9 protein-coding genes are annotated in these 8,453 nt (G+C 59.4%); 1 reads left to right on the top strand and 8 read right to left on the bottom strand.

The genetic code is table 11. The features are described 5' to 3' along the window. Positions 1 to 172: 172 nt before the first annotated feature. The 8 genes from rpoS to F8N49_RS22125 form a co-directional block, all read right to left on the bottom strand. Complete coding sequence (gene rpoS / locus F8N49_RS22160; protein ID WP_016771451.1) at positions 173 to 1,180, bottom strand: RNA polymerase sigma factor RpoS; 1,008 nt, start codon at positions 1,178 to 1,180, stop codon at positions 173 to 175. A gap of 106 nt (positions 1,181 to 1,286) precedes the next feature. Then, positions 1,287 to 2,156, bottom strand: coding sequence for a peptidoglycan DD-metalloendopeptidase family protein (locus F8N49_RS22155; RefSeq protein WP_016771452.1), 870 nt, complete (start codon positions 2,154 to 2,156; stop codon positions 1,287 to 1,289). 211 nt (positions 2,157 to 2,367) lie between these two features. Beyond that, complete coding sequence (locus F8N49_RS22150; protein ID WP_178117051.1) at positions 2,368 to 3,003, bottom strand: protein-L-isoaspartate(D-aspartate) O-methyltransferase; 636 nt, start codon at positions 3,001 to 3,003, stop codon at positions 2,368 to 2,370. A gap of 38 nt (positions 3,004 to 3,041) precedes the next feature. After that, complete coding sequence (gene surE, locus F8N49_RS22145; RefSeq protein WP_024011837.1) at positions 3,042 to 3,791, bottom strand: 5'/3'-nucleotidase SurE; 750 nt, start codon at positions 3,789 to 3,791, stop codon at positions 3,042 to 3,044. Further along, positions 3,779 to 4,837 carry a tRNA pseudouridine(13) synthase TruD gene (gene truD / locus F8N49_RS22140; protein WP_110645902.1) on the bottom strand — a complete coding sequence of 353 codons (1,059 nt, stop codon included), beginning with the start codon at positions 4,835 to 4,837 and terminating at the stop codon, positions 3,779 to 3,781. Before truD ends, surE begins: the two co-directional genes overlap by 13 nt. Next, entirely contained in the window at positions 4,834 to 5,307 is a 474-nt protein-coding gene (gene ispF / locus F8N49_RS22135) for a 2-C-methyl-D-erythritol 2,4-cyclodiphosphate synthase (protein ID WP_039762489.1), read from the bottom strand. Before ispF ends, truD begins: the two co-directional genes overlap by 4 nt. Positions 5,308 to 5,350: 43 nt before the next feature. Beyond that, on the bottom strand, positions 5,351 to 6,196 hold the full coding sequence (gene fghA / locus F8N49_RS22130) for an S-formylglutathione hydrolase (protein WP_151552582.1): 846 nt from the start codon (positions 6,194 to 6,196) through the stop codon (positions 5,351 to 5,353). Between the two features lie 88 nt (positions 6,197 to 6,284). Further along, a complete protein-coding gene (locus F8N49_RS22125) occupies positions 6,285 to 7,397 on the bottom strand; it encodes an S-(hydroxymethyl)glutathione dehydrogenase/class III alcohol dehydrogenase (protein WP_007908835.1) in 1,113 nt (370 codons plus the stop codon). Positions 7,398 to 7,513: 116 nt separating this feature from the next. Here F8N49_RS22125 and F8N49_RS22120 point away from each other — a divergent pair, with 116 nt between their 5' ends. Then, positions 7,514 to 8,410, top strand: a complete 897-nt coding sequence (locus F8N49_RS22120) for a LysR substrate-binding domain-containing protein (RefSeq protein WP_073476033.1) — start codon at positions 7,514 to 7,516, stop codon at positions 8,408 to 8,410. Positions 8,411 to 8,453 lie beyond the last annotated feature (43 nt).

Raw genomic sequence — 8,453 nt, 5'->3', positions numbered from 1 at the left:
GAACACTTACGACACAGTAAGCAACGGCTTACAGCGCGAGACTACAAACTCAGAAAATGCTGACCACTCGTCTGGCACCTCGCCCGACAACGCGATGCACGAGACAGGCATAAACAAAAAGCCCCGACTGATTGAATCAGCCGGGGCTTTTTGCGGGCGGTCGATCAGGCGCTTATTGGAACAGCGACTCGCTCGACAGGCCATTCTTCTCCAGGATCTCGCGAAGGCGCTTGAGGCCTTCCACCTGGATCTGCCGCACCCGTTCGCGGGTCAGACCGATCTCCAGGCCGACATCTTCCAGCGTGCTGCTTTCGTGACCGCGCAGGCCGAAGCGGCGAATCACCACCTCGCGCTGCTTGTCGGTCAGTTCCGACAGCCATTGATCGATGCTCTGCGACAGGTCATCGTCCTGCAGCAGTTCGCACGGATCGGTGGGACGATCGTCAGTGAGGGTGTCCAGCAGGGTTTTATCCGAATCCGGACCCAGCGAGACGTCGACCGAAGAAACCCGTTCGTTCAGGCCGAGCATGCGCTTGACCTCGCCCACCGGTTTTTCCAGCAGGTTGGCGATTTCTTCGGGTGAAGGTTCGTGGTCGAGTTTTTGCGTCAGCTCCCGTGCGGCCCGCAGGTACACGTTGAGCTCCTTGACCACGTGAATCGGCAACCGGATGGTCCGGGTCTGATTCATGATCGCGCGTTCGATGGTCTGACGGATCCACCACGTGGCGTAGGTCGAGAAGCGGAAGCCGCGCTCGGGATCGAACTTTTCCACCGCGCGGATCAATCCGAGGTTGCCCTCTTCGATCAGATCCAGCAGCGACAGCCCCCGATTGACGTAACGCCGGGCGATCTTGACGACCAGCCGCAGGTTACTTTCGATCATGCGCTTGCGCCCGGCCGGATCGCCACTTTGCGACAAGCGCGCAAAATGAACTTCTTCTTCCGGGGAGAGCAGAGGGGAAAAGCCGATTTCGTTGAGATACAGCTGCGTGGCATCAAGTGCCCGAGTGTAGTCGATGTATTTATGTTGTTTGAGTGTGGCGGAGTGTCTGGATTTGGAACGAACGGAAGGTGGAGCAGCCCCTTCATCATTCAACATCGAATCCGAATCGATGCCGGTCTCCATAAGGAGAACCTCATCGTCGATGTCAAACTCCGGCACTTCTTTACTGAGAGCCATTGTTATAGTCCTTTGGTGAGTTCGACCCCAAGCTCAAGCGACGCCTTTATCCTTGGCAACGCTGGAGCCTGTCCCCTCTACGCGACGGAACAGGCTGGCCTACAAATCAACGTCTTGGCAGGAACTGCAGCGGATCCACAGGTTTACCTTGGCGGCGAATCTCAAAATGCAGTTTCACCCGGTCTGTACCCGTTGACCCCATTTCGGCAATTGTCTGTCCGACCTTGACCTGCTGCCCCTCCCGAACCAACAGCCTGCGGTTATGTCCGTAAGCACTGACGTAGGTTTCGCTGTGTTTGATGATGACCAATTCGCCGTAGCCCCTTAAGCCACTCCCGGCGTATACGACCGTCCCATCAGACGCAGCTAAAACAGGCTGTCCCAAATCTCCGGCGATATCAATTCCTTTATTCAAACTACCGTTTGAAGAGAATTTTCCAATCAGAACGCCATTAGATGGCCATCCCCAGCCGGTCGGGGCCGGGCCTGCCGGAGGCAGTGGAGCGGGTGCAGGTTTGCTCGCGACGGACGGTACAACCCCTTTGGAACCGGTGGTTGTAGTGGTTGTGGTGCCATTCGCCTGGCGCCGGATTACCGTGGTTTTACTCGACGAAGAAGGTGAAGAACTGGAGTTGCTCACCACCGCTGTCGGCGTTGAACCGCTGCGCCCGTCGAAGCGAATTGTCTGACCCGGATGGATCGTATACGGCGTAGGAATATTGTTCCGGGCGGCGAGGGTTTTGTAGTCCCAGCCGTAACGAAAGGCGATCGAAAACAAGGTATCGCCGGGGCGGACTACATATTGTCCGGTAGTAACGGTCGGACGTTGCGCGACCGAATTATTGCGATCGACAACCCGTACGTTGCTCGATTTGGTGCTGGAGCAACCGACCAGCAAGGTGCTCAAGACAAGGCCAGTCACCAGGCGCTGAAAGCTCGTGTTACCCATACGCTGCGCAATGACTGTGAGACTCACCCGCCGCTCCCTTTGTGGTGGCTGAAAATTCTGAATGCCGCACTGCGGCATGAAGTGTCGCAAGTATAACGGGCCGAAACGGCTTTACCTTTAATGAAGCGAAATCACTGGACGCACACGTTTGCCAGGGGCAAGTACGCTGCGTTTAAACTCTGGCTGCCGGTGTAAGACCGGCGCCGTTGAAAGGAATTCAGCGCCTGCTCGCAAATGCTCAGGCCAGTGGCCCGTTGAGCAAAGGCACGAAACGCACAGCGCCCAAAACGTGTCGGGAAAAGCCATGTTCTTCGCGCACGATCAGCATCAGTTGTTGCACTTCACCGGAGCCGACCGGAATCACCATGCGCCCACCAGGGGCCAGTTGATCCAGCAAAGCTTGCGGTACATCGGTGGCGACGGCGGTGACGATGATGCCGTTGTAGGGCGCCAGCGCTGGCCAGCCTTCCCAGCCATCGCCCCAGCGAAACACCACGTTACGCAGGTTCAGCTCGACCAGACGCTCCTTGGCGCGATCCTGCAACACCTTGATGCGCTCGACGGAAAACACCCGTTCAACCAGTTGCGACAACACCGCCGTCTGGTAGCCGGAACCGGTGCCGATCTCCAACACTTTATCCAGCGGGCCGGCCTCCAGCAGCAGCTCGCTCATGCGCGCCACCATATAAGGCTGGGAGATGGTCTGGTTGTTGCCGATCGGCAGCGCGGTGTCTTCGTAAGCGCGGTGCGCCAGCGCCTCGTCGACAAACAGATGACGCGGCGTGCGGCGGATCACTTCCAGCACCTCGGCGTTCGATACGCCTTCTTCATACAGCCGCTGGATCAGTCGCTCGCGCGTACGCTGGGAGGTCATGCCAATGCCGCTGCGCAGGCGGTCGTCATGTTCACGCATCAGCTCAGCCCCCCCAGCCAGCCATCAAGACTTCTGAAGGCATCATTGAAAGTGCGATCGAGCTGCAACGGTGTGATGGACACATAGCCCTGCATCACGGCATGAAAATCGGTGCCCGGGCCGCCGTCTTCAGCGTCGCCGGCAGCGGCGATCCAGTAACCGGCCTTGCCGCGCGGATCGACCACTTTCATTGGCGCCGCCGCGCGGGCGCGATGGCCGAGACGGGTCAACTGGATACCACGGATGTGATCAATGGGCAGATTGGGAATATTCACATTGAGTACCGTGCGCGGTGGCAGATCGAGCCCAGCGTGGGCCTCGACCAGTTTGCGCGCAAAGTAGGCCGCAGTCGGCAGGTTATCCACCTGACGCGAGACCAGTGAAAAGGCAAACGATGGGCGCTCGAGAAATCGTCCTTCAAGGGCTGCCGCCACGGTTCCGGAATACAGCACGTCGTCACCGAGGTTGGCGCCCAGGTTGATGCCGGAAACCACCATGTCCGCTTCGCGCTCAAGCAAGCCGTTGAGGCCCAGGTGAATGCAATCGGTCGGTGTGCCGTTGAGGCTGATAAAGCCGTTGGCCAGGTATTGCGGGTGCAGCGGACGGTCGAGCGTCAGCGAACTGCTGGCGCCGCTTTTGTCCTGCTCCGGGGCGATAACCACGCATTCGGTGTAATCCGCCAGCGCAGCATAAAGCGCGGCGAGACCGGGCGCGGTTACCCCATCGTCGTTAGAAATCAGAATACGCATGGGCTGTCCGTCTGCCCCACCGGCACCAGATCAACGAGCTCGCGCACCAATACGGTGGCAAAGCATCCGGCCGGGAGGACGAATTCCAGTTGCAGAATGTCAGGTTGGGGATAATGCCACGTCAACCCGCCAATGGGCAGCCGCAGGATGCGACGTTCATGGCTCATGCCGGCGTGGATCAACCAGTCACGCAGATCCGCTTCGCGGGCGGCGATCTCCTGCTCCAGTTCATGGACTGCGCCAGCGGTTGGCGAGTCACCTTCGCCCCACTGCGGACCGGTCGGGTGCAGGTCGAGAATCGACAGACGCGGGTCGCTGCATTCGGCTTCGCCGGCCGGGAAAAAGCTGCGGCTGTCAGTAAAGGCCAACAGATCGCCCACCAGTGCGGTGTTCCAGGTGCCATCGGCGACGCGCGCCGCCAGCACCTGGTTGAACAGAAAGCTGCGCGCCGTCGACAGTAACCGCGATCGCACATTACGCTGTTCCGGCAAAGCCTTGCGCGCCGCCCACGCCCGCGCATCGACAACGTTGCCGCCATCATGGCCGAAGCGCTGAGCGCCGAAATAATTGGGGATGCCTTGTTTGGCGATCAGTTGCAGCCGCTGCTCAATCGCGTCTTTGTCGCCATTGAATTGAGTCAGGCGCAGGGTGAAGCCATTAGCCGAATGCGCACCACGTTGCAGCTTGCGCTTGTGGCGCGTGGTCTTGAGGATCTTCAGCGTGTCGTTTTCCGCCGCCGACAGATCCGGATCGGCCTTGCCCGGCAGTTGCACGCTGAACCACTGTCGGGTCAGGGCCTGACGATCTTTGAGGCCGGCATAGCTGACGGTGCGCAACGGCACGCCCGCCGCTTTGGCGATCCGCCGTGCCGCTTCTTCGGTATTGAGGCCGCGCTTTTCCACCCAGATCCACAGGTGTTCGCCGTCGCCGCTGAACGGGATATCCAGCACTTCATCGACCTGAAAATCTTCGGCGATGGCTTTCAGTACCGCTGTGCCGAGGGGTTCGCCATAGGCCCGCGGGCCGAGCAATTGCAGTTCATTCATGCGCGCAGCAACAAGGCAACGGAGTGCACGGCGATGCCTTCTTCGCGACCGACAAAGCCAAGCTTTTCGGTGGTGGTAGCTTTGACGTTCACTTGATCCAACTCAACTTGAAGATCCGCCGCGATCAGCGCGCGCATCGATTCGATATGCGGCGCCATTTTTGGCGCCTGGGCAACGATGGTGTTGTCGACGTTGCCGACTTTCCAGCCCTTGGCGTGGATCAGACTGACCACATGACGCAACAGCACACGGCTGTCGGCGCCCTTGAATTGCGGATCGGTGTCCGGGAAGTGTTTGCCGATATCACCCAGCGCCGCCGCGCCGAGCAAGGCATCGCTCAAGGCGTGCAGCAGGACGTCACCGTCGGAATGAGCGAGCAGCCCGAAGCCGTGTGCAATCTGCACGCCGCCCAGAGTAATGAAATCGCCTTCAGCGAAACGGTGCACATCGTAGCCGTGGCCAATACGCATAAAAAAACGCCCCGATTTTTGTCAGGGCGTGATTCTACCTGCATTAACCGCGCAGAGCGCGTGCGTGATGCTGCAAGTGGTCGTCAATGAAGCTTGAGATGAAGAAATAGCTGTGGTCGTAGCCCGGTTGCAGGCGCAGCTCCAGCGGATGCCCCGCTTGTTTTGCCGCGTATTGCAGGGCTTCGGGTTTCAGCTGGGTGGCGAGGAAATCGTCACGATCACCTTGATCGACCAGCAACGGCAATTTCTCCGTCGCATCGGCGATCAGCACACAGGCGTCCCACTCCTTCCACTTCGAACGGTCTTCGCCCAAATAGTTGGAAAAGACCTTCTGACCCCACGGGCAATCGATCGGATGGGTGATCGGCGAAAAGGCCGAAACCGATTTATACCGCCCAGGATTGCGCAAGGCACAGACCAAAGCACCGTGGCCGCCCATGGAGTGACCGCTGATACTGCGCTTGTCGGACGCGGGGAAATGCGCTTCGACCAGAGCAGGCAATTCCTGCACGACATAGTCATGCATCTGATAATGATGCGCCCATGGCTCCTGCGTGGCGTTCAGATAAAACCCGGCGCCGAGACCGAAATCCCAAGCTTTTTCGGCATCGTCCGGGACATCCGGGCCACGTGGGCTGGTATCCGGGGCGACGATAATCAAACCAAGCTCGGCGGCCACGCGCATCGCACCGGCCTTCTGCATGAAATTCTCATCGGTGCAGGTCAGCCCGGACAACCAGTACAGCACCGGCAGCTTGCCGCCCTGCTCCGCTTGCGGCGGCAGGTACACGGCAAAGACCATGTCGCAATCAAGCACTTCGGAGCGATGGCGATAGCGCTTGTGCCAGCCACCGAAACTCTTCTGACAGGAAATGTTTTCCAGATTCATAGCACTTCAGCCGCAAGCTGCGAGCTTCAAGCTGCAAGAGGGCGTTGCGCCTGCTTGCAGCTTGTGGCTTGTAGCTTGCCGCTGCTCCTTAGAAATGAATGACGGTGCGGATGCTCTTGCCTTCGTGCATCAGGTCGAACGCCTTGTTGATATCTTCCAGGCCCATGGTGTGGGTGATGAAGGTATCCAGCGGGATCTCGCCGCTCTGGGCCATGTCGACGTAGCTCGGCAATTCAGTACGGCCACGCACGCCGCCGAACGCCGAACCGCGCCAGACGCGACCGGTAACCAACTGGAACGGACGGGTAGCGATTTCCTGACCGGCACCGGCGACACCGATGATGACCGACTCGCCCCAGCCTTTGTGGCAGCACTCAAGCGCGGCGCGCATCAGTTGCACATTGCCGATGCACTCGAAGGAGAAGTCGACGCCGCCATCGGTCATGTCGACGATTACTTCCTGGATCGGACGATCAAAGTCTTTCGGGTTCACGCAATCGGTGGCACCCAGTTGTTTGGCGATTTCGAACTTGGCCGGATTGATGTCGATGGCGATGATCCGCGCAGCCTTGGCTTTCACCGCGCCGATCACGGCCGACAAGCCGATACCGCCGAGACCGAAGATGGCCACGGTGTCACCCGGTTTGACCTTGGCGGTGTTGAGCACGGCGCCGATACCGGTGGTTACGCCGCAACCGAGCAGGCAAACCTTCTCCAGCGGCGCGTCTTTGGAGATCTTCGCTACGGAAATTTCCGGCAGCACGGTGTACTCCGAAAAAGTTGATGTGCCCATGTAGTGGAAAATCGTTTCGCCCTTGTAGGAAAAGCGCGAAGTGCCGTCCGGCATCAGGCCCTTGCCTTGGGTGGCGCGAATCGCCTGGCAGAGGTTGGTCTTGCCCGACTTGCAGAATTTGCACTGGCCGCATTCCGGGGTGTACAGCGGAATGACGTGGTCGCCGACGGCAACCGAGGTCACGCCCTCACCGATCGCTTCAACGATGGCGCCACCTTCGTGGCCGAGAATCGACGGGAAGATGCCTTCCGGGTCTGCGCCGGACAAGGTGTAGGCGTCGGTGTGGCACACCCCGGAAGCGACAACGCGCAGCAACACTTCACCGGCCTTGGGCATGGCGACATCGACTTCTACGATTTCCAGCGGCTTCTTGGCCTCGAAGGCAACGGCGGCGCGCGACTTGATCATGCTGACTCTCCAGTGAACCCAATAAATAAAAAAGCAGACAGACAGTGTAGTTCAGCGCGTCCTGAGGAATAATCCGGACGAAAGCAAAACATTATTGCCATACAGGGATAATCCAAGTGTCGGAAAACCGCTGGGAAGGCATCGACGAGTTCGTTGCCGTCGCCGAATGCAACCAATTCACCGCCGCTGCCGAGCGTCTTGGGGTTTCTTCCTCGCACATCAGTCGACAAATCGTACGGCTCGAAGAGCGTTTGCAGACGCGCCTGCTCTACCGCAGCACCCGGCGAGTTACGTTGACCGAAGCCGGGCAGACTTTCCTGCAACATTGTCAGCGCCTGCAGGACGGTCGCGAAGAAGCCTTGCGCGCGGTAGGCGATCTGACCAGCGAACCGAAAGGCATGCTGCGCATGACCTGCGCGGTGGCCTATGGCGAACGCTTTATCGTGCCGCTGGTGACTCGCTTCATGGGGCTGTACCCGCAGCTGCGTATCGATATCGAGCTGAGCAATCGCCAGCTGGATCTGGTGCATGAAGGGCTGGATCTGGCAATTCGTCTGGGTCGGCTACAGGATTCGCGCTTGGTCGCGACACGCCTGGCGCCACGGAGAATGTACCTGTGCGCGTCGCCTTCCTACCTGGAACGGTATGGGCGCCCACACAGTTTGTCGGAATTGAGTCGACACAATTGCCTGATCGGCAGTTCGGATATCTGGCAACTGGAACAGAACGGGCGGGAATTTTCCCAGCGGGTGCAGGGCAACTGGCGTTGCAACAGTGGGCAGGCGGTGCTGGATGCGGCGCTTCAGGGTGTCGGGTTGTGTCAGTTGCCGGACTATTACGTGCTCGAGCACCTGCACAGCGGCGCGCTGATTTCCTTGCTCGAGGCGCATCAGCCGCCGAATACGGCGGTGTGGGCGCTGTATCCGCAGCAGCGGCATCTGTCGCCGAAGGTGCGCAAGTTGGTGGATTTTCTTAAAGAAGGGTTGGCTGAGCGGGCGGAGTATCGAAGCTGAGTGATGGGTTGTTCGTGCGGCCGCCTTCGCGAGCAAGCTCGCT

It is taken from the genome of Pseudomonas sp. GXM4 (genome assembly GCF_008923895.1).
Taxonomy (GTDB): Bacteria; Pseudomonadota; Gammaproteobacteria; order Pseudomonadales; family Pseudomonadaceae; genus Aquipseudomonas; species Aquipseudomonas atacamensis.
Note: the sequence above shows the minus strand (reverse complement) of the source record. Positions and strands in the feature narration are given on the sequence as shown.

What these genes read in the sequence shown, in the direction of transcription:
- rpoS (WP_016771451.1), bottom strand. Translation starts at nt 1,180, where the DNA reads ATGGCTCTCAGTAAAGAAGTGCCGGAGTTTGACATCGACGATGAGGTT.
- F8N49_RS22150 (WP_178117051.1), bottom strand. Translation starts at nt 3,003, where the DNA reads ATGACCTCCCAGCGTACGCGCGAGCGACTGATCCAGCGGCTGTATGAA.
- surE (WP_024011837.1), bottom strand. Translation starts at nt 3,791, where the DNA reads ATGCGTATTCTGATTTCTAACGACGATGGGGTAACCGCGCCCGGTCTC.
- truD (WP_110645902.1), bottom strand. Translation starts at nt 4,837, where the DNA reads ATGAATGAACTGCAATTGCTCGGCCCGCGGGCCTATGGCGAACCCCTC.
- ispF (WP_039762489.1), bottom strand. Translation starts at nt 5,307, where the DNA reads ATGCGTATTGGCCACGGCTACGATGTGCACCGTTTCGCTGAAGGCGAT.
- fghA (WP_151552582.1), bottom strand. Translation starts at nt 6,196, where the DNA reads ATGAATCTGGAAAACATTTCCTGTCAGAAGAGTTTCGGTGGCTGGCAC.
- F8N49_RS22125 (WP_007908835.1), bottom strand. Translation starts at nt 7,397, where the DNA reads ATGATCAAGTCGCGCGCCGCCGTTGCCTTCGAGGCCAAGAAGCCGCTG.